The sequence below is a fragment of the Microbacterium sp. ZXX196 genome (assembly GCF_009709595.1).
GTDB classification, from domain to species: Bacteria; Actinomycetota; Actinomycetes; order Actinomycetales; family Microbacteriaceae; genus Microbacterium; species Microbacterium excoecariae.
In genome coordinates this window covers 45,257-63,620 of sequence record NZ_WMEE01000008.1, presented here as the reverse complement: position 1 = coordinate 63,620, position 18,364 = coordinate 45,257, and the positions used below count along the sequence as shown (strand labels likewise).

15 protein-coding genes are annotated in these 18,364 nt (G+C 71.1%); 7 read left to right on the top strand and 8 right to left on the bottom strand.

What is annotated here, in order from left to right; all coding sequences use genetic code 11:
- Nucleotides 1-135 precede the first annotated feature (135 nt).
- Nucleotides 136-1,125 (top strand): LLM class F420-dependent oxidoreductase, encoded by a 990-nt coding sequence (locus tag GJQ66_RS08730; RefSeq protein WP_155048952.1) that lies wholly within the window; start codon nucleotides 136-138, stop codon nucleotides 1,123-1,125.
- On the opposite strand, the gene GJQ66_RS08725 is transcribed toward GJQ66_RS08730, so the two are convergent.
- Nucleotides 1,106-2,629: a carboxylesterase/lipase family protein gene (locus GJQ66_RS08725; RefSeq protein ID WP_155048951.1), complete on the bottom strand. Its 1,524-nt coding sequence runs from the start codon at nucleotides 2,627-2,629 to the stop codon at nucleotides 1,106-1,108. The two genes, GJQ66_RS08730 and GJQ66_RS08725, sit on opposite strands and share 20 nt — an antisense overlap.
- 85 nt (nucleotides 2,630-2,714) lie before the next feature.
- On the opposite strand from GJQ66_RS08725, the gene GJQ66_RS08720 reads away from it, so the two are divergent.
- Nucleotides 2,715-3,425 carry a GTP pyrophosphokinase family protein gene (locus tag GJQ66_RS08720; protein ID WP_155048950.1) on the top strand — a complete coding sequence of 237 codons (711 nt, stop codon included), beginning with the start codon at nucleotides 2,715-2,717 and terminating at the stop codon, nucleotides 3,423-3,425.
- A gap of 26 nt (nucleotides 3,426-3,451) precedes the next feature.
- Here the strand turns inward: GJQ66_RS08720 and GJQ66_RS08715 are convergent, their stop codons facing one another.
- From GJQ66_RS08715 to GJQ66_RS08695, 5 genes are all read right to left on the bottom strand, one after another.
- Nucleotides 3,452-4,498: a LacI family DNA-binding transcriptional regulator gene (locus GJQ66_RS08715; protein ID WP_155048949.1), complete on the bottom strand. Its 1,047-nt coding sequence runs from the start codon at nucleotides 4,496-4,498 to the stop codon at nucleotides 3,452-3,454.
- Complete coding sequence (locus GJQ66_RS08710) at nucleotides 4,495-5,385, bottom strand: sugar phosphate isomerase/epimerase (protein ID WP_155048948.1); 891 nt, start codon at nucleotides 5,383-5,385, stop codon at nucleotides 4,495-4,497. Before GJQ66_RS08710 ends, GJQ66_RS08715 begins: the two co-directional genes overlap by 4 nt.
- Nucleotides 5,382-6,587: a DUF993 family protein gene (locus tag GJQ66_RS08705; RefSeq protein WP_155048947.1), complete on the bottom strand. Its 1,206-nt coding sequence runs from the start codon at nucleotides 6,585-6,587 to the stop codon at nucleotides 5,382-5,384. Before GJQ66_RS08705 ends, GJQ66_RS08710 begins: the two co-directional genes overlap by 4 nt.
- 5 nt (nucleotides 6,588-6,592) lie before the next feature.
- Nucleotides 6,593-7,720, bottom strand: a complete 1,128-nt coding sequence (locus GJQ66_RS08700) for a Gfo/Idh/MocA family protein (protein WP_155048984.1) — start codon at nucleotides 7,718-7,720, stop codon at nucleotides 6,593-6,595.
- A gap of 305 nt (nucleotides 7,721-8,025) precedes the next feature.
- Nucleotides 8,026-8,397 carry a MerR family transcriptional regulator gene (locus tag GJQ66_RS08695; RefSeq protein ID WP_155048946.1) on the bottom strand — a complete coding sequence of 124 codons (372 nt, stop codon included), beginning with the start codon at nucleotides 8,395-8,397 and terminating at the stop codon, nucleotides 8,026-8,028.
- A gap of 184 nt (nucleotides 8,398-8,581) precedes the next feature.
- On the opposite strand from GJQ66_RS08695, the gene GJQ66_RS08690 reads away from it, so the two are divergent.
- Nucleotides 8,582-10,123 carry a SulP family inorganic anion transporter gene (locus GJQ66_RS08690; RefSeq protein WP_155048945.1) on the top strand — a complete coding sequence of 514 codons (1,542 nt, stop codon included), beginning with the start codon at nucleotides 8,582-8,584 and terminating at the stop codon, nucleotides 10,121-10,123.
- Nucleotides 10,124-10,304: 181 nt separating this feature from the next.
- Here the strand turns inward: GJQ66_RS08690 and GJQ66_RS08685 are convergent, their stop codons facing one another.
- On the bottom strand, nucleotides 10,305-11,318 hold the full coding sequence (locus GJQ66_RS08685) for a LacI family DNA-binding transcriptional regulator (protein ID WP_368732825.1): 1,014 nt from the start codon (nucleotides 11,316-11,318) through the stop codon (nucleotides 10,305-10,307).
- Between the two features lie 22 nt (nucleotides 11,319-11,340).
- The gene (locus GJQ66_RS08680) at nucleotides 11,341-12,975 is read right to left on the bottom strand and encodes an alpha-amylase family glycosyl hydrolase (RefSeq protein WP_155048944.1); all 1,635 of its coding nucleotides are present in this window, start codon (nucleotides 12,973-12,975) and stop codon (nucleotides 11,341-11,343) included.
- A gap of 175 nt (nucleotides 12,976-13,150) precedes the next feature.
- Between GJQ66_RS08680 and GJQ66_RS08675 the strand changes: the two genes are divergently transcribed.
- The 4 genes from GJQ66_RS08675 to GJQ66_RS08660 all read left to right on the top strand — a co-directional run bounded on the left by GJQ66_RS08675 (nucleotide 13,151) and on the right by GJQ66_RS08660 (nucleotide 18,328).
- Nucleotides 13,151-14,389: a maltose ABC transporter substrate-binding protein gene (locus GJQ66_RS08675; protein WP_155048943.1), complete on the top strand. Its 1,239-nt coding sequence runs from the start codon at nucleotides 13,151-13,153 to the stop codon at nucleotides 14,387-14,389.
- 59 nt (nucleotides 14,390-14,448) lie between these two features.
- Entirely contained in the window at nucleotides 14,449-16,074 is a 1,626-nt protein-coding gene (locus GJQ66_RS08670; protein WP_155048942.1) for an ABC transporter permease subunit, read from the top strand.
- Entirely contained in the window at nucleotides 16,071-16,952 is an 882-nt protein-coding gene (locus GJQ66_RS08665; RefSeq protein WP_155048941.1) for a sugar ABC transporter permease, read from the top strand. The genes GJQ66_RS08670 and GJQ66_RS08665 overlap by 4 nt, the downstream gene beginning before the upstream one ends.
- Nucleotides 16,953-17,305: 353 nt before the next feature.
- Nucleotides 17,306-18,328 carry a putative FMN-dependent luciferase-like monooxygenase gene (locus tag GJQ66_RS08660; protein WP_155048940.1) on the top strand — a complete coding sequence of 341 codons (1,023 nt, stop codon included), beginning with the start codon at nucleotides 17,306-17,308 and terminating at the stop codon, nucleotides 18,326-18,328.
- The last annotated feature ends 36 nt before the right edge of the window (nucleotides 18,329-18,364 follow it).

Below are 18,364 nucleotides of genomic sequence, written 5' to 3'. Positions count from 1 at the left end.
CGAGCGGTCGCTCGGGTCTGGCGGGCGCGCGAGGAACGAGCGCGCGGGATGCGCCGGCGGAAACCAATCGCGGAGCGGCGCCAAGCATCCCGCACAGCCCCCCGCACGACCCCGCCACCCACTAACCTGACGCTCATGCGCTTCGGAACATTCATCCCGCAAGGCTGGCGATTCGATCTCGTCGGCATCGATCCGTCCGACCAGTGGCAGACGATGCGCGCCCTCGCTCAGCGGGCTGACGAGGGCCCGTGGGAGTCGATCTGGGTGTACGACCACTTTCACACGACGCCGGTGGCGAGCGACGAGGCGACGCACGAGGCGTGGAGCCTGATGTCGGCGTTCGCGGCGTCGACGTCGCGGGTCCGGCTGGGGCAGATGTGCACGTGCATGGGCTACCGCAACCCGGCCTACCTCGCGAAGGTGGCGGCGACGGTGGATCACGTGTCGGCGGGCCGGGTCGAGATGGGCATCGGCGGCGGCTGGTACGAGCACGAGTGGCGCGCGTACGGGTACGGCTTCCCCGCGATCGGCGACCGGCTGCGGGCGCTCAGGGAGGGCGTCGACATCATGCGGCAGGCGTGGACGACGGGATCCGCGAGCCTCGACGGCCGGTACTACCAGGTCGACGGCGCGATCGTGCGGCCGATGCCCGTGCAGGAGGGCGGGATCCCGCTGTGGATCTCGGGAGGGGGAGAGAAGGTGACGCTGAAGATCGCGGCGCAGTACGCGCAGTACACGAACTTCGGATCCGGCGAGCTCGAGACGTTCCGGCACAAGGACGAGGTGCTCCGCGGCCACTGCGAGGCGATCGGGCGCGACCACGCGGAGATCACCCGCTCGACGAACCTCAACGTCGTGATCGGGGAGACGGAGCGGGAGGTCGCCGATCGCGTGGCGGCGGTGGCGGATCGCCTGGCGCCGCACCTCGGCGTGGAGCACGCCGATTACGTGCAGAACTTCGCCCAGGGCGCGCCCGGCGTCGGTACGGTCGAGCAGGTCACAGAGCGCCTCGCGGCGTTGCGGGACGCGGGCGTGCACTACGCGATCGGGTACTTCCCCGAGCTGGCGTACGACACGTCGGGCGTGGAGCTCTTCGAGCGCCAGGTCATCCCGGCGCTGTCGTAGGGGTCGGCGCGGCGAGCGGCGCGACGGACGCGTAGCCGTCCGCCACGTCGCGCGTCTCGACATCGAACACCCGCGTCAGAGCGGCGTCCCACCCCGGCGCGCCGGTCCGCGCGAAGCGGGTGGCGGATCCGTGCACGGCGTCGGCCAGGGAGGCGGGCGGATTCTCGCCCGCGATGCGCGCGACGCCGTGGGCGTGGGGCACGTCGAAGAAGAACGGCAGGTCGAGGCAGTGCGTGGCCCAGCCCGTGGCCGGCGAGGGCCAGGAGAACCGGTAGGTCCACGTGCGCTCGGGCCCGCGGGCGGCAGCGACGGCGGCGACATGGCGCCGGAAGAGCGCGTCGGTGGCGTAGCGCCCGAGGACGTTCGCGGTGCCACGCACGTCGCCGTTCGCGCGCCGATACGCGCGGCGCCGGGCGCCGTGCAGCCCGACGAGCGCGAGGAGCGGGGCGGCGGGCAGGAGGCGGAGCGCGCGCCGGTGCCGGTCGAGGACCATCGAGAACTCGTCGTCGGTCGAGCCGACCACGAGCGGCACGGACGCGCCCTCGCCGCCGGCGAGCGCCTCGAGCGTGGGGCGCGGGATCAGGTCGCCGTCGACGACGGGCCCGACGTGGAGGCCTCGTGAGAGCGTGCGGCGGAGCGCGGCGGGACTGGACCCGCCGCGGATATGCGGCTTCTGCGCCTCGGAGAGGACGCCGCGGGGGAGCGCCGCGAGCGCCGCGGGGGCGTTCGCGCACCCGGCCTCGGCGGCGATCCGGTCGCCGAGGCGCAGCGCGTCCTCCGCGGTCAGGTGCGCGAGCGTCGGCGACATGCTCCACGCGGCATGGAAGAGCCTGCGGGCGGCGGGCATGCCGAGGAGGGTGAGCACGGCGCCGCCGCCGGCCGACTGCCCCGCGAGGGTGACGCGATCCGGGTCGCCGCCGAACGCCCGGGCGTTTTCCTGGACCCAGGCGAGCGCGAGCAGCCAGTCGCGCACGCCGCGGTTGTGCGGGGCGCCGCGCACGCCCGCGAACCCGGCGTGCGCGATCCGGTACGACAGGGTGACCGTCACGACCCCGTCGCGGGCGAAGGAGGCGCCGTCGTACCAGGGGCTCGCGATGGAGCCGGACGAATACGCCCCGCCGTGAATGTAGACGATGACGGGCAGCCCGGCGCGGCGCGACGGATCCGGCGTGAAGACGTTGACGTTGAGCGTCTCCCGCCCCGGCACGCTCGGCTCCGGGATGAGCGTGACGCCGTTGTCGCCTCGCTGAGGCGTCGCGCCCTGCCGCGTGGCGTCGCGGATCCCGTTCCACCCCGCGTGCGGGACGGGCGCCTCGTATGCGGCCTGGCCCACCGGCGCCGCCGCGTACGGGATGCCGAGGAAGGTCGCGCAGTCGCCGCGCCAGAACCCGCGCACGCGCCCGGCCGAGGTCGCGACGAGCGGATCCGAGCGGCCCGCGCGCGGCGACGTGCGCCCATCGATGAGGGGGATTCCGCGGATCTCGGTCGGGACGTCGCGCGTCATGGGCCGAGCGTAGCGAACCGGCGGGCCACGGCGGATCCATAGCCGGCGCATACGCAGTGTCAGCCGGGGCCCGTAGCCTGCGGTCATGGCCCAGGTTCAGGTGGACGAGAGCGTCCTCGCCCGCGCGCGCGAGCTGCGCGACGACATGCAGCGCTTCCTCAACGAGTACCGGTTCGGGATGCGGGAGATCGAGACGAAGCTCGAGATCCTGCGCGACGACTTCGAGCATCAGCACTCCCACAACCCCATCGAGCACCTGTCCAGCCGGGTCAAGAGCGTCGACTCCATGATCGAGAAGGTCCAGCGCAAGGGCGTCGAGCCCACGCTGGACGCGATTCGCGCCGAGATCCTCGACGTCGCGGGCGTGCGCGTCACCTGCAGCTTCGTGAGCGACGCGTACCGGCTGTTCGAGCTGCTGTGCGGCCAGGACGACGTGCGGGTCATGACCGTGAAGGACTACATCGCCCACCCCAAGGAAAACGGCTACAAGAGCCTGCACGCGGTCGTGGAGGTGCCCGTGTTCCTGCCGCGCGGCACGGTGCACGTGCCGGTCGAGGTGCAGTTCCGCACGATCGCCATGGACTTCTGGGCGAGCCTCGAGCACAAGATCTATTACAAGTACGACAAGCAGGTGCCCGCCGGCCTCCTCGACGATCTGCGCGCGGCGGCGCTCACCGCGAGCGAGCTGGACGCGAAGATGGAGCGCCTGCACCGCGAGGTCCACGGATCCGAGGAGCCCGCGACGCCCGCCCCCGCCCCGCGCGAGATCCCCGGCCGCGGCGCCCACGCGGCGTAGGCCGCCCGCCCGCGTCGAGCGGCGCGTCAGGCGGCGCGCGGGGGCGTGCTGTCGCGCACGAGCACCTCGACGGGCAGCGGATCCGGGTTCACCCAGGTCTCCGCGGTCGCCGCCTCGACCGCAAGGCGCCCGAGCTCCTCGAGCGGGGCATGCGCGGTCGTCAGCGACGGCACGATGTCGCGGCCCGTGTCGATGTCGCCGAAGCCCGCGATCGCGATGTCGGAGCCGACGGCGCGGCCCGCGTCGCGCACGGCCGACATGGCGCCGAAGGCCACGACGTCGGAGACGCCGAACACGACGGTCCCCTCCGGCACGCCGCGCTTGAGGGCGCCCGCCATGATCGCGTAGCCGGCGTCGCGGGTGAGGGATCCGCGGAGCACCTCGGGGGCGGATCCGCCGCCCGCCGTGAAGCCCTCGACGAAGCCCCCGACGCGGTCGTCGCTCGTGACGAGCCCGTCCATGGCGGCGATGACGAGGGCGGAACGGTAGCCGAGGGCGGCGAGGGTGGATCCCAGCTCGCGGGTCCCGCCGCGGTTGTCGATCCCGACCACGCGGCTCGTGACGCCCTCGGCGGCGGATCCGAGGGTCACGATCGTGCCCCCGGATTCCTCGAGCGCCTGGAGCGCCTGCGTGAGCTGCGGGTTTTGCGCCTGATGGGCGCGGGAGGCGGCGAGCACGATGCCGCGGGGCCGCTGGCCGCGCAGGGAGCGCACGAGCTGCGCCTCGCGCTCGGGGGAGCGGTCGGTGATCCCGATCGTCACAACGAGGTTCTCGCCGTCGGCGGCCTCGGCGACGCCGGCCGCGATCTGGGAGAAGTACGAGTCGGCGATGTTCGCGACGAGGAGCGCGAGCGTCGCCGAGGTGCCGCGGGCCGTGGCCTGGGCGGAGAGGTTCGCGGAGTACCCGAGCGCGGCGGCGGCCGCCTCGACCTTCTCGCGGTATGAGTCCGCGACGCGGCGGGTGGATCCATTGAGCACGCGCGACGCGGTGGCCAGGGAAACGCCCGCCTCCCGGGCGACGTCGTGGAGCGTCGCCGCGCGCTGCGGCGCGCGGGAGGCGGGCGGTGAGGTCATGCCCTGGAGGATACCGGGGCGCCCGCGAGGAAGGGTGCAACGGCCCGCTCGAAGCCCGCGATCGTGCGGGCGACGGCCGTGGCCGGATCCGTGTCCCAGATCGCCTGGTTCAGCAGCTCCACCTCGATGTCGCCCGTGTAGCCGGTCGCCTCCACGGCGCGGGTCATGGGCCCGAAGTCGATCACGCCGTCGCCGGGGTAGTGGCGCGAGAGGAGGTTGTCGGCCTCAAGCGGCGTCTTCCAGTCGCACACCTGGTACGACGCGATGCGCCCCTCGCGGCCCGCGCGCGCGACCTTGTCGAGGACCTGCGGATCCCACCAGAGGTGGAACGTGTCGACCGTGACGCCGACAACCCCGGGGGCGAAGTCGCCCGCGATGTCGAGGGCCTGATCGAGCGTGGAGAGGACGGACCGGTCCGAGGCGTACATGGGGTGCAGGGGCTCGAGCGCGAGCTGCACGCCCGACGCCTCGGCGTGCGGCGCGAGCCGGGCGACCGCGTCGCGCACGCGTTCGCGCGCGCCGACGAGGTCGCGGGATCCCTCCGGTAGCCCGCCCACGACGATGACGAGCGCCGCCTTCGATCCGGGCGCGCCCGCGGCGGCCAGGGCCGCGGTCTCGTCGATCGCTCGGCGGTTGTCGTCGAGGGCGGCCACGCGCGCGGGTCCCTCCTCGGCCGTGAACCAGCCGCCGCGGCAGTGCGTCGAATAGCGCAGGCCCGAGTCGGCGATCATGCGCACCGACTCGTCGAGGCCCGCCTCCTGCACCTGCTCGCGCCAGAGCCCGATCGCCTCGATGCCGGCCTCGCGCGTGACGGCGATGGCCTCGGCGACCGTCGTCTTCTTGATCGTCGCCTGGTTGATCGACAGGCGGGGGTGCGGGGCGGTCATCGCGTGACTCCGTTCAGGGCGAGCATGTCGTGCCAGCGCTCTACCGCGAGGTGCGGATCCTCCAGCGCGTGCGCCGCGTTGGCGAGCCGCACGATCTCGCTGAGGTGGGGCAGGCTCCGCGCGGAGTGCAAGCCGCCGACCATCTGGAACGCCGCCTGGTGGCCGTTCAGCCAGGCGAGGAAGGCCACGCCCGTCTTGTAGTAGAACGTCGGCGCCGCGAAGACCTGGCGGCTGAGCGCCTCGGTGGGCGAAAGGAGCGCGTAGTACCGATCGGCGTCGCCCGCGTCGAGCGCCTGGATGGCCGCCGACGCGACCGGCGTGATTGCCGCGAACGCGCCGAGGAGCGCGTCCGAGTGGGTGCGGTCGGTGCCGGCGGAGCGCTCCGGCTGCGTCGCCTGCGGCACGTCGGCGCCGCCGATGAGGCCGACGTAGTTGAAGTCGTCGCCCGTGTACATCCGCACGCCCTCGGGGAGGCGCTCGCGCACGGCCACCTCGGCGTCGGCGTCCAGCAGGCTCATCTTCACGCCGGAGATCTTGGCGGGATCCGCCGCGATGATGTCCACGAGGACGTCGGCCGCGGCGGTCCAGGCCTCGGATCCGAAGTAGCCCGCGAGCAGCGGATCGAACGCGGTCCCGAGCCAGTGCAGGACCACGGGGGTGGTCGCCGCGTCCAGGACGGCTCGGTAGACCCGCCGGTAGTCGTCGGCGGATCCGGCGGCGCGCGCGAGGTGGCGACTCGCCATGAGCACGGGGATCGCGCCGTGCTCCTCGGCGTGGTGCAGCTGAGCCTTGTACGCGTCGACGATCTCCGCCAGGGAGGCGGTCTCGCTCTCGAGGTGGTCGGTGTTGACGCCGACGGCGACCTGGCCGCCCTCCTCGCGGGCAACCTGCGCGCTCCGCGCGATGAGCTCGCGCACGGCGGCGGGGTCGAGGCCCATGTTGCGCTGCGCCGTGTCCATGGCGTCGGCCACGCCGAGGCCCCACGAGTAGACCGCACGGCGGAATCCGAGTGTCGCGTCCCAGTCGATCTCGGCGGGCTGGCCCGGCGTGTTGTCGGCCCACGTGAGCGGGGTGACGTGGGCGGCGGCGAAGGCTACGCGCGAGCGCAGCCCGGCCGCGGGCTTGTCGAAGCCCGGCGCGTCGTTCAGGGGCGCGGAGGTGACGGATCCGTCCGCCGCCAGCAGGGTGAGGGTGTCGCTCATGGCCGTCAGTCCAGCGAGAGCGCGGGAAGCGCGACCTTGGCGCCGGTGCGGCTCGACTCCAGGCCGGCCTCGGCGAGCTGCACGCCGCGCGCGCCGGCGAGGAGGTCGAAGGGGTAGTCGGTGCCCAGGACGTAGCTCGTGAGGAACTCCTGCCACTGCTGGCGGAAGCCGTTGAGGAACACGTCGTTGGTCGGGAGCTTCTGCCAGGTCGCGTCGTAGTCGATCTGGTCCTCGAGGTCCGGGTTCCACACGGGCTTCGGGGTGGCGTTGCGCTCCTGGATCTTGGCGCCGAACAGGCCCACGACGGCGGATCCGTGCGTGCCGTCGACGTGGAACTGGACGAGCTCGTCGCGGTCGACGCGCGTGGTCCAGCTCGAGTTGATCTGCGCGATCGCGCCGCCTGGGAGCTCGAAGATGCCGTACGCCGCGTCCTCCGCGGTCGCCGTGTACTTCTCGCCGGCCTCGTCCCAGCGCTCGGGGATGTGCGTCGAGGCGTGCGCGTAGACGCTCTCGACCTCGCCGAAGAGGTTCTCGAGCACGTAGTTCCAGTGGGGGAACATGTCGACGATGATGCCGCCACCGTCCTCCGTGCGGTAGTTCCAGCTGGGGCGCTGCGCGTCCTGCCAGTCGCCCTCGAAGACCCAGTACCCGAACTCGCCGCGCACGGAGAGGATCCGCCCGAAGAAGCCCGAGTCGATAAGGCGCTTGAGCTTCTGCAGGCCCGGCAGGTAGAGCTTGTCGTGCACGACGCCCGCCTTCACGCCCGCGTCCTTCGCAAGCTGCGCGATCTCGAGGGCCTCCTCGAGCGACTCGGCCGTCGGCTTCTCGGTGTAGATGGTCTTGCCGGCCGAGATCGCCTTGCGGAGCGCCGCGCTCCGCGCCTTCGTGACGAGGAAGTCGCCGTAGATCTCCCACTTCGGGTCGGCGAGCGCCGCGTCGAGGTCGGTCGTGTAGTCCTCGATGCCGTGCTCGGCGGCGATCTCGGCGAGCTTCGCCTCGCTGCGGCCGACGAGCAGCGGGCGCACGGTGACCTTGGTGCCGTCGGACAGCTCGAAGCCGCCCGCGTCGCGGATCGCGAGGATCGAGCGCACGAGGTGCTGGCGGTAGCCCATGCGCCCGGAGACGCCGTTCATGATGATGCCGATCTCGCGGACGGCGGGGGTCGTGTCGATCACGATGATGCTTCCTTGCTCTCGTCGAGGGCGCCCCTGAGTGGGTAAGCGCTTTCCGTTTCCCACGAGTGTGACACGGACGGGTCCGGTGGGCAAGCGATTCTTCCGCCGTCGCTCCCGGTGAGTGGGAGCCCTCGCTGAGTCGCCACGACACGCCCTGTCGCAACGGCGGCAGAGGGCGTGTCGTGGCTATTCGTGGGCGTCCGTCACTCGAGGCTCGCGCGCTGGCGATTCCGCCGGATCCGCCCGGGGGTCTCGACGAATCGTCAGCGCCCGCGCAGCTGCGCGATGAACTCGTCGGCCATCTCGAGCTGGGTGGCGAGTTTCTCGCGGCGGGCGGCCGCGTCGGCGCGGAAGCGCTCGAGGGCTTCGTCGGCCTCGGCGGAGTGCTCGCCGCCGGCGCGGGCGTCGATGACGTCGAGCAGCTCGGCCATCTGCTCGAGGCTGTAGCCGAGGGGCTTCATGCGGCGGATGAGCATGAGGCGGTCGAGGTCGGCCTCGCCGTATTCGCGGAAGCCGCCGTCGGACCTGCCTGACGGCTTGACGAGGCCGACCTCGTCGTAGTGGCGGATCGTCCGCAGGGAGAGGCCCGTGCGGCCGGCCAGCTCGCCGATGTGCATCACGGCGGTCTTCGTCATCGCGGTCTCCCTCGGGGGCGGGCGCAGAGGAGCATTGAACCCTCCCCTTACGTTAGGGTAGGCTTCACGAGGTTCGCATCTGAACCGTCTCCCCATTCTTCCGCGTCGACCTGTGTCGGCGATCCGCGCGATGGTGCGCCCGGAGATCCCCCTGTCCAGCCCTGTCACCACGCCGAGGAGTCGCATGACCACGGTCGCCCCCGCGAAGGATCCCGCCTCCCGCTACCGCATCGAGCCCACAGTGCTGCAGGCGCTCAAGAGCCCGCGCCTCCTCACGCGGGAGACGCTCGCCGGCCTCGTCGTCGCGATCGCCCTCATCCCCGAGGCGATCGCGTTCTCGATCATCGCGGGCGTGGATCCGCGCCTCGGCCTGTTCTCGTCGTTCATCATGGCCGTGGCGATCGCGTTCGTCGGCGGACGCCCCGCGATGATCACGGCGGCCACGGGCGCCGTCGCCCTCGTCGTGGCCCCGGTCGCGCGCGAGCACGGGGTCGACTACCTCATCGCGACGGTGCTGCTCGGCGGCCTGATCCAGATCGTGCTCGGTGTGCTGGGCGTCGCGAAGCTCATGCGCTTCATCCCGCGATCCGTCATGGTCGGGTTCGTCAACGCGCTCGCCATTCTCATCTTCCTCTCGCAGCTGCCGCAGCTCGGCCTCGACACCCACGACTGGGTCTGGCACGGCGTGCCCTGGATGGTCTATCCGCTCGTGGCGGCCGGGCTGGTGATCCTCTTCGTGGTGCCGAAGTTCCTCAAGGCGATCCCCGCGCCGCTCATCGCGATCGTCGTGCTCACCGCCGTGGTCGTGGTCTTCCAGATCGACGTGCCGACAGTCGGCGACCAGGGCGAGCTGCCCGAGAGCCTCCCGACGCTGCTGTTCCCGAACGTGCCGCTCACGTTCGAGACGCTGCAGATCATTGCGCCGTTCGCGCTCGCCGTGGCCGTCGTCGGTCTGCTCGAGTCGCTCATGACGGCGAAGCTCGTCGACGACATCACCGACACGCACTCGCGCAAGCCGCGCGAGGCCGTCGGCCAGGGCATCGCCAACGTGCTTTCGGGCCTGTTCGGCGGCATGGGCGGCTGCGCGATGATCGGCCAGACGATGATCAACGTCAAGGCGTCGGGCGCCCGCACGCGCCTCTCGACGTTCCTCGCGGGCGTGTTCCTGCTGATCCTCGTCGTCGCGCTCGGCGACGTCATCGCGATCATTCCGATGGCGGCCCTCGTCGCCGTAATGATCATCGTGTCGTACCTGACGTTCGACTGGCACAGCATCCGCCCCGCGACCCTCAGGATGATGCCGAAGAGCGAGACGGCGGTCATGGTGATCACCGTCATCGCGACCGTGCTCACCGACAACCTCGCGATCGGCGTCGTGCTCGGCGTGCTCACCGCGATGGTGATGTTCGCGCGCCGCGTCGCCCACTTCGTCAGCGTCACGCGCGTCATCGAGGGCGACGCCGTCGCCCGCTACACCGTGCGCGGCGAGCTCTTCTTCGCCTCGAGCAACGACCTCACGACGCAGTTCGAGTACGCCGACGACCCCGAGCGCATCGTCATCGACATGACCCACTCGCACGTGTGGGACGCCTCGACCGTCGCCGCGCTCGACGCCGTCGTCACGAAGTACGAGCAGCATGACAAGCACGTCGTCATCGAGGGCATCGAAGACGCCTCGGGTGACATCCACCGCCGCCTGTCGGGAGGCCTCGGCGCGGGGCACTGATCCCCGGATCGCGCGCGGATCCATGTTCTGAGACAAGGGGAATGCGCTGAGGCAAGGGGATTTCGGCCCCAGATCGCGATTCTCGGCGCATCGTCCTTACCTCAGCGCGCCGAGCGCACGAACGCGAAGGCCTGCGGATCCAGGGTGCGGGTGCGGGCCGGATCGCTCAGCGGGCGGCCCCTCAGGCCCGCGGCCGCGCCGTCGACGACCGCACCACGAGCTCGAACGGCATCGACTCGAGCTCGGGGGCGGCGTCGGCGTCGGGTTCGAGCTCGGCCATGAGGCAGTCGACGGCGAGGGCGCCCTGGCGGCGCGGGTGGTGCGCGATGGTCGTGAGGCCGAAGAAGTCGGCCATGTTGTGGTCGTCGACGCCGACGATGGAGACGTCGTGGGGCACGACGAGCCCGAGGTCGCGGGCGGCGAGGATGGCGCCGAACGCCATCTCGTCGCTCGCGGCGAAGATCGCAGTCGGGCGCTGGGAGGCGGGGGATCCGAGCAGCTGCTTGGCCGCGCGGTATCCGCCGGGCACGGTGAAGTCGGCGCCGACGACGAGTGCCTCCTCGACCTCGACGTCGGCGGCCGTGAGGGCGTTCTCGTAGCCGCGGCGGCGCTTGGTCGGCAGGTGGAAGTCGAGGTCGCTGGCGGAGTCGCCGCCGATGTGGGCGATGCGCGTGTGGCCGAGCCCGAGGAGGTGCTCGGTGGCGAGTTCGGCGGCGGCGACGTCGTCGACGGCGAGCGTGCGCACGCCCTCGATGGGGCCGCCGACGCCGACGAGGGGCTTGTCGAGGTCGTGCAGTCGCTGCACCTCGCCCTCGGTGAGCTCGAGCGACACGGCGATGACGGCGTCGACCCGCTGGCGCAGGAGGAACTGCTCGAACACCGTCGTGCGCGGGGCGCCTTTCCCGGCGAGGTTGTAGAGCGTGACGTCGTAGCCCAACTGCATGAGCCGCTGCTGTGCGCCGTCGAGCACCTGCGTGAAGAACCACTTGTCGAGGAACGGCAGCACGATGCCGACGTTGCGGTTGCGGCCGCTGGCGAGCGTCGACGCGGCCTGCGACACGACGTAGCCGAGGCTCTGCGCGGCCGCCATGACGCGCTCGCGGGTGGCGGAGGACACGGATCCGCGCCCGGAAAGCGCGCGCGACACGGTCGCGGTCGACACTCCGGCCGCCTGGGCCACCTCGGTGATGCTCACGAGCGCCTATCCTTCCACCGCGTCAGTCCTCCGCGAGCCATACGGTCGTGTCGGTGGGGATCGCGCCGTCGTCGAGCGAGCCGCTCGCGACGAGCACCCGCATGCCCGCGGGAATCGCGACGGGATCCTGACCGAGGTTCGCGATGACCGTGATGGATCCGACGCGGAACGCGAGCGTCTGCGAGGGCAGGCCCTCGACCCACTCGAGCACCTGCGTCGCGACGGACTGCTCCTTCCGCAGGCGCAGCAGCGTGCGGTACAGCTCGAGCGTCGACGACGGATCCCCGACCTGCCGGTCGCGTGCGTAGTCGGCCCACATCTCGGGCTGGGGGAGCCACGAGGATCCGGTCTCGCTGAAGCCGTATGCGGGGCGGTCCGACTCCCACGGGATCGGCACGCGGCAGCCGTCGCGGCCGTAGCGCTCGCCCTTCAGCCGGAACCAGGTGGGATCCTGGCGGGCGTCGTCGGGCAGGTCGATGAACTCGGGCAGGCCGAGCTCCTCGCCCTGGTAGATGTACGCAGATCCCGGCAGCGCGAGCATGATGCTCGTCGCGGCGCGGGCGCGGCGCAGGCCGACGACGGGGTCGGGCTTGCCGGGCGAGTTCGGGCCGATGCCGTGGCCCTGCGGGAAGTCGGCCGCGAGCGCGAGGCGCGAGGCGTGGCGGATGACGTCGTGGTTCGAGAGCACCCACGTCGAGGGGGCGCCGACGCCGCCGAAGGCGCGCAGGGACTCGTGGATCACGTCGTGCAGGACGATGGGATCCCACTCGCTCATGACGTACGAGAAGTTGAACGCCTGGTGCATCTCGTCGGGGCGCACCCAGAGCGCGATCTCGTCGACCGTGGGCATCCACGCCTCGGCGCAGAGCACGCGCTCGCCGTCGTAGGACTCGAGTAGCCGGCGCCAGTCGCGGTAGACCTCGTGCACGCCCTCCTGGCCCCAGTAGGGAACGGGTTCGACGCCGCCCATCGAGTCGGCGTTCTCGGGCGGGGTGTAGTCGGGCAGCTCGTCGGCCTTGACGAGGCCGTGGGCGACGTCGACGCGGAATCCGTCGACGCCGCGGTCGAGCCAGAAGCGCAGGATCCGGCGGAACTCCTCGCGCACGTCGGCGCTTCCCCAGTCGAAGTCGGGCTGCGACTCGTCGAAGAGGTGCAGGTACCACTGGCCGGGGGATCCGTCGGCCTCGGTGACTCGGGTCCATGCGGGCCCGCCGAAGATCGACTCCCAGTTGTTCGGCGGCTCGGATCCGTCTTCGCCCTTGCCGTCGCGGAACATGTAGCGGCTGCGCGCGCGGCTGCCGGGCTCGGCGGCCAGCGCCTCCTGGAACCAGACGTGCTGGTCGGAGGAGTGGTTCGGCACGAGGTCGACGATGACGCGCAGGCCGAGCTCGTGGGCGCGGGCGAGCAGCGCGTCGAAGTCGTCGAGGGTGCCGAAGAGCGGATCCACGTCGCAGTAGTCGGCGACGTCGTAGCCGGCGTCCTTCTGGGGCGAGGTCATGAACGGCGACAGCCACACGACGTCGACGCCGAGGTCGGCGAGCTCGGGGAGCCTCGACGTGATGCCGACGAGGTCGCCGACGCCGTCGCCCGACGCGTCGGCGAAGGAGCGCGGGTAGATCTGATAGATCGCGGCGGAGCGCCACCATTCGCTGGTCATGGTCAGCAACGGTAGGGCAAAACTGCAAGCGCTTGCAATCTCCACGCCCGATCCGCACCCCAGGATTTCGTGACGGATGCGAGATCGTGATTTGGCATGCCGTCATTCGGCAGGTATACATGTAACCGCTTGCATTCCGGCAGAGCCGCCGGGGAACGACAGAAGGGCAGCACCGATGAAGGTGAAGAACACCGGCCGCGCAGCAGCGACCATCGCGCTCGTGACGACCCTCGGCCTCGCCGGGTGCTCGACGAGCGAAGAGCCGACCGGCGAGACCGGCGACCAGAGCGGCGGCGGCGAGGCCTCGACCACGCTGACCGTGTGGGTCGACGCCGAGCGCGTGGACTCGCTGCAGGGCGCGGCCGACGACTACGCCGAGAAGACGGGCGTCGCGGTCGACCTCGTCGGCAAGGACACGGCCGACATCAAGGACGACTTCATCCAGCAGGTCCCCACGGGCGAGGGCCCCGACATCGCGATGGGCGCGCACGACTGGCTCGGCGAGTTCTCGACGAACGGCGTCGTGGCGCCGCTCGAGATGGGCGACTCCGCGGGCGACTACCTCGACGTCGCGATCGACGCGGCGACCTACGACGGCAACGTCTACATGCTCCCGTACGCCGTCGAGAACATCGCCGTGCTGCGCAACACCGAGCTCGTCCCCGAGCAGCCAGCCGACTTCGCCGACATGATCGCGAAGGGCCAGGACGCGGGACTCGACCACCCGTTCGTCGTCGAGCAGGGCGCCGAGGGCAACCCGTACCACCTGTACCCGTTCCAGACCGCATTCGGCGCCCCCGTCTTCGGCACGACCGACGCCGGGTACGACGCGACGGATCTCCAGCTCGGCAGCGAGGGCGGCGAGCAGTTCGCGGCCTGGCTCGGCGAGCAGGGCGCCGCCGGTCACCTCAACACCGACATCGACGGCGACATCGCGAAGCAGCGCTTCCTCGACGGCGACGCGGCCTTCTGGCTGACGGGCCCCTGGAACGTCGCCGCCGCGACCGACGCCGGCATCGACGTCGCGATCGACACCGTGCCGAGCCCCACGGGCGAGCCCGCTTCGCCGTTCGCCGGCGTGAAGGGCTTCTTCCTCTCGAGCGAGTCCGAGAACAAGGTCGCCGCGAGCGACTTCCTCCTCAACTACCTCGGCACCGAGGAGGCGCAGCTCGCGCTCTTCGAGGCCGGGAACATCCTCCCCGCGCTGTCGACGGCGGCCGAGACCGCGTCGAGCGACGAGATCATCGCCGGCTTCGCCGAGGTCGGCGCCGAGTCGGTGCCGATGCCCGCGATCCCCGAGATGGGATCCGTCTGGCAGTACTGGGGCATCGCCGAGGCCGAGATCATCAACGGCGCAGACCCGGCCGAGCGCTGGAGCAAGCTCGTCGCCGACGTCGAGGGCGCGATCGGCTGACGCGCTGCGGGCGGCCTCTCGGCAGGTGAGGCCGCCCGCACCCGTCCCCCGGAGGAACCATGACGCATTCACCCACCGAGACCGAGCTGGTCACGACTGACCCGAAGCGCGCGAAGCGGCAGGAGCAGGCGCGCGGCATCGCCGACAAGGCCGGCGGCAGCATGAGGTCGCTGATCATCAAGCTCGCGGCGCTCGGCATCGTCGACGCCATCGCCGTCTACGCCGTGCTCGTGCTCGTCTCGTTCGGCGAGTGGGGCGTCATCGCGATCGTCGTCGCCGTCGCGACGCTCGTGAACTGGATCTACTTCTCGAAGCGCGCCCTCCCCGCGAAGTACCTCGCACCGGGCGTGCTCTTCCTCGCCCTGTTCCAGGTCTTCGTGCTCCTCTACACGGGCTACGTGGGCTTCACGAACTACGGAACCGGGCATAACGGATCCAAGGAGCAGGCGGTCTCGGCGCTCATGGCGAGCGCACTCGAGCGCGTGCCCGACTCGCCCTCGTACCCCGTCACGGTCGTCGAGCAGGGCGGCGAGCTCGGCCTCCTCGTCACGTCACCCGAGGGCGACGCCCTCGTCGGCGCGAACGAGCGCCCGCTCGAGGTCGTGCCCGACGCGGTGTTCGACGGCGACCAGGCCGTCGAGGCTCCCGGCTGGGAGACGCTCATCTTCGCCGACGTGCTCGAGCGCCAGGACGAGGTCGTCGACCTCGCGGTGCCCTACAGCGAGGATCCGAACGACGGCGCCCTGCGCACGCCCGACGGATCCAGCGCCTACCAGTACACGTCGACCCTCGAATACGACGAGGCCACCGGCGACCTCACCGACACCGAGACCGGCACGGTCTACCGCGACACGGGCGAGGGCGCCTTTACGTCGGACAGCGGTGAGCAGATGCTCCCCGGCTGGAAGGTGAACGTCGGATTCGAGAACTTCGCGAAGGCGGTGACGGATCAGCGCCTTGCGGGTCCGCTCGTCTACGTCACGATCTGGACGTTCGCGTTCGCGGCCATCACGGTCGCCGCGACGTTCTTCCTCGGCCTGTTCCTCGCGATCACGTTCAACCACCAGCGCATGCGCGGCAAGCGCCTCTACCGGTCGCTGCTGATCCTCCCGTACGCGATCCCGTCGTTCCTGTCGGCGCTCGTGTGGGCGGGCATGATGAACCAGAGCTTCGGGTTCCTCAACAACGTGATCTTCCCGGGCGCCGACATCCCGTGGCTGACGGATCCGGTCATGGCGAAGGTCTCGGTTCTGATCGTCAACATCTGGCTCGGCTTCCCGTACATGTTCCTCGTGTGCACGGGCGCGCTGCAGTCGATCCCCGACGAGATCACCGAGGCGGCGACGGTCGACGGCGCGAAGCCGTGGGCGATCTTCCGCCTCATCAAGCTGCCGCTGCTGCTCGTGAGCCTCGCGCCGCTGCTGATCGCCTCGTTCGCGTTCAACTTCAACAACTTCAACGTCGTTTACATGTTGACCGACGGCGGGCCGCGCGACTCGGATGCGCCGATCCCCGTCGGCCACACCGACATCCTCATCTCGATGGTCTACAAGGTCGCCTTCACGGGTCAGACCCGCGACTACGGCCTCGCGAGCGCCTACACGATCATCATCTTCATCATCGTCGCGGTGATCTCGATCATCGCGTTCCGGCGCACCAAGTCACTCGAGGAGCTGAACGGATGAGCACCGCACTCGCCCCGCGCAGGCGCACCTTCGGCCGCTGGTTCGCCGACACCGGCTGGCGGCACCTCACGGGCGTCGTCGTCCTCGCGGTCGCCATGCTGCCGATCGTGTTCGTTGTCTCGAGCTCCCTCAACCCGCAGGGCACGCTCACGGGATCCAATGCGCTCTTCTCTCAGATCGGGTTCGACGCCTACGCGCGGATCCTGAACAGCTCGCAGGCGCCCTTCGGCGCGTGGTTCGCGAACACGCTCATCATCTCGGGCGTCACCGCGATCCTCACGGTGTTCCTCGGCGCGCTCGCCGCGTACGCGTTCTCGCGCATGCGGTTCGTCGGTCGCCGCGTCGGGCTCATCACGATCGTCGTCGTGCAGATGTTCCCGCAGCTGCTCGCGGTCGTCGCGATCTTCCTGCTGCTGAGCGCGATCGGCGACTGGTTCCCCGCCATCGGGCTCAACAGCCGCATCGGGCTGATCATGGTGTATCTCGGCGGCGCGCTCGGCGTGAACACCTACCTCATGTACGGGTTCTTCAACACGATCCCGCAGTCGATCGACGAGGCCGCCCGCATCGACGGCGCGAGCCACGTGCGCGTGTTCTTCACGATCGTGCTGCCGCTCGTCACGCCGATCCTCGCGGTCGTCGCGCTGCTGAGCTTCATCGCGTCGGTCAACGAGTTCGTCGTCGCGTCCGTGATCCTCATCGACACCGACATCCAGACCCTCGCGGTCGGGCTCACGAAGCTCGTGTCGAACCCCCGCTACGCCGACTGGAGCGCGTTCTCCGCCGGCGCCGTCATGGCCGCTCTCCCCGTCGTCGCGCTGTTCCTCTTCCTGCAGAAGTACATCGTCGGCGGCCTCACCGCGGGCGCGGTGAAGTAACCCCGACTCCACAAGTCTTCGCCGAGTCCGGCGCGAATCGCGCCGGACTCGGCGAAGACTTGTGGACTCGTGCGCGCCGACCCGCCATCGGGCAGGATGGTGCTTCCGTGCTGTCGTGGGTGAAGTTGTTCGGTAAACGCTTTCCGAATGCATCGAGTGTGACACATCGCGCGGATCCGGGCAAGCGTTCTCCCGCGGAATCTCGCGCGTGCGCGTGGGAACGCGCGCGACCACCGGGCGCCGCGGGGCGCCTGCCCCGCGGATCCGCGCGACGATAAGAGCACACACCCTTTCGCCGCCCGCCTCGGAATCCGGTTCCGCGGGGACGGCGCACACGCGAAGGAGGACGCACGATGACGGGACCGCGGCTGGGATTCTTCTCCCGACTGCTCGAGGACGCGCCGGCGGCCGACCGGTACCGGTTCGCAATCGAGCAGATCGTCCAGGCCGAGCGGGTGGGATTCGCCTCGGCGTGGGTCGCCCAGCACCACTTCGGCGAGGACGAGGGCGGGCTGCCGTCGCCCTTCGTGCTCCTGGCGGCCGCGGCCGCGCAGACCTCCCGCGTCGCGCTCGGTACGGCGGTCCTCACGCTCCCCATCGACGACCCCGTCCGGGCTGCCGAGGACGCCGCGGTGCTCGACCACATGAGCGGCGGCCGGGTGCAGCTCGGGGTCGCGGCGGGCGGCACGCCGAGCTCGTTCGCGGCGTTCGGGCGGGACCCGGCCGCGCGCCGGGCGATCTTCGCAGACCACCTCGCGGTCTTCGCCGACGCGCTCGCGGGCCGGCCCGTGCGGGGCACCGACTCGCGGATGTACCCCGCGGGCGGCTCGCTCGGCGGGCGGATCTGGCAGGCGACCTTCTCCGCCGACGGCGGCGCGCGCGCTGGCGCCCGCGGGGACGGGCTCATGCTCTCGCGCACGCAGCCCCGGCCCGGCCTCCCGATCGACGCGCCGCTGTCCGCGGTGCAGCTGCCGATTATCGAGGCGTACCGCGCGGCCCTTCCCGACGCGGCCGCGCCCCGGATCCTCGCCTCGCGCACCGCCGTGGTCGTGGATCCGGAGGACCGCACCCGCGTGCTCGAGAGCGCGCGCGAACCCCTGCGCCGGCTCGTCGAGACGACCTTCGGCGTCGACGCCTCGGGCATCGGGCTCGACGACCTCGTGCGTCTGACCGACACGCACATCGGCACGCCGGACGAGGTCGTTGCCTCGCTCGCGGCCGACGACGCGATCGCCGCGTCGACCGACGTGACCTTCCAGGTGCATTCGGTGCCCGCGACGCACGAGACCACCGTGCGGTCGATTGAGTTGCTCGCGACCGAGGTCGCGCCGCGGCTCGGCTACGCGGTGGGGGCCGACGCGGGGGCGGCCGCCTGACCGGCGCGAAAAAGGCGCCCCCTCCCCGAGGCCGGG

What these genes read in the sequence shown, in the direction of transcription:
- GJQ66_RS08730 (WP_155048952.1), top strand. Translation starts at nt 136, where the DNA reads ATGCGCTTCGGAACATTCATCCCGCAAGGCTGGCGATTCGATCTCGTC.
- GJQ66_RS08725 (WP_155048951.1), bottom strand. Translation starts at nt 2,629, where the DNA reads ATGACGCGCGACGTCCCGACCGAGATCCGCGGAATCCCCCTCATCGAT.
- GJQ66_RS08720 (WP_155048950.1), top strand. Translation starts at nt 2,715, where the DNA reads ATGGCCCAGGTTCAGGTGGACGAGAGCGTCCTCGCCCGCGCGCGCGAG.
- GJQ66_RS08715 (WP_155048949.1), bottom strand. Translation starts at nt 4,498, where the DNA reads ATGACCTCACCGCCCGCCTCCCGCGCGCCGCAGCGCGCGGCGACGCTC.
- GJQ66_RS08710 (WP_155048948.1), bottom strand. Translation starts at nt 5,385, where the DNA reads ATGACCGCCCCGCACCCCCGCCTGTCGATCAACCAGGCGACGATCAAG.
- GJQ66_RS08705 (WP_155048947.1), bottom strand. Translation starts at nt 6,587, where the DNA reads ATGAGCGACACCCTCACCCTGCTGGCGGCGGACGGATCCGTCACCTCC.
- GJQ66_RS08700 (WP_155048984.1), bottom strand. Translation starts at nt 7,720, where the DNA reads ATGAACGGCGTCTCCGGGCGCATGGGCTACCGCCAGCACCTCGTGCGC.
- GJQ66_RS08695 (WP_155048946.1), bottom strand. Translation starts at nt 8,397, where the DNA reads ATGACGAAGACCGCCGTGATGCACATCGGCGAGCTGGCCGGCCGCACG.
- GJQ66_RS08690 (WP_155048945.1), top strand. Translation starts at nt 8,582, where the DNA reads ATGACCACGGTCGCCCCCGCGAAGGATCCCGCCTCCCGCTACCGCATC.
- GJQ66_RS08680 (WP_155048944.1), bottom strand. Translation starts at nt 12,975, where the DNA reads ATGACCAGCGAATGGTGGCGCTCCGCCGCGATCTATCAGATCTACCCG.
- GJQ66_RS08675 (WP_155048943.1), top strand. Translation starts at nt 13,151, where the DNA reads ATGAAGGTGAAGAACACCGGCCGCGCAGCAGCGACCATCGCGCTCGTG.
- GJQ66_RS08670 (WP_155048942.1), top strand. Translation starts at nt 14,449, where the DNA reads ATGACGCATTCACCCACCGAGACCGAGCTGGTCACGACTGACCCGAAG.
- GJQ66_RS08665 (WP_155048941.1), top strand. Translation starts at nt 16,071, where the DNA reads ATGAGCACCGCACTCGCCCCGCGCAGGCGCACCTTCGGCCGCTGGTTC.
- GJQ66_RS08660 (WP_155048940.1), top strand. Translation starts at nt 17,306, where the DNA reads ATGACGGGACCGCGGCTGGGATTCTTCTCCCGACTGCTCGAGGACGCG.